We start from the raw sequence: 739 nt of genomic DNA, 5'->3' as shown, positions 1-739 counted from the left end.
ACCTATTTCCTGTATCTGCTCGGACAGGAGCAGCTCGGCCGCTGCCTGTTCCCCCTCGGTAATCTGAACAAACACGAGGTCCGAGCGATCGCCCGCCGCGCCGGCCTGCCGACGGCCGAGAGAAAGGACAGTACGGGCATCTGCTTTATCGGCGAGCGTCGGTTCCGTGACTTCCTGGCCCGCTATCTGCCCCGCGCTCCGGGGCCGATGGAGACCCCGGAAGGCCAGGTGATCGGCGAGCACCAGGGCCTGGCCTATTACACCATCGGCCAGCGCCGGGGACTGGGTATCGGCGGCCTGGCGGGCCAGGTCGAGGCGCCTTGGTTCGTGGCCCGCAAGGACCTCGCCCGCAATGCCTTGATCCTGGTCCAGGGCCACGACCATCCGCTGCTCATGAGCAGAGGCCTGGATGGCGGCGCCCCGCATTGGATCGCCGCCGAGCCGCCTGCGGTGCCCTTCACCTGCCGCCTGCGGCTACGTCACCGCCAAGCCCTTCAGGACTGTACGCTCATCGAGCTAGGGGACGACCGTTGTCGGGTACGCTTCGCGCGCCCCCAGCGCGCCGTCACACCGGGCCAGGCCGCGGTATTCTATCGGGGCGAGGAGTGCCTCGGCGGTGCCGTCATCGAGCGGGCTTGGGCAGAACCACCGAATAATACTCGCTATACTGCCACACGGCACAATCTGCGCATTTCACTCCCTCTCCCTCCGGGAGAGGGCCGGGGTGAGGGGGAAATTC

At 67.3% G+C, this 739-nt stretch carries 1 protein-coding gene; it reads left to right on the top strand.

Translation table 11 applies throughout. The annotated features are described in order from the left end of the window. The coding region (locus tag BQ17_RS01350) for an MnmA/TRMU family protein (RefSeq protein ID WP_369406450.1) at nt 1-739 on the top strand (739 nt) is incomplete at both ends.

The organism is Candidatus Thiosymbion oneisti (assembly GCF_900092655.1).
Taxonomy (GTDB): domain Bacteria; phylum Pseudomonadota; class Gammaproteobacteria; order Chromatiales; family Chromatiaceae; genus Thiosymbion; species Thiosymbion oneisti.
The sequence above is the reverse complement of the archived record's forward strand: the minus strand, read 5'-3'. Positions and strand labels throughout refer to the sequence as shown.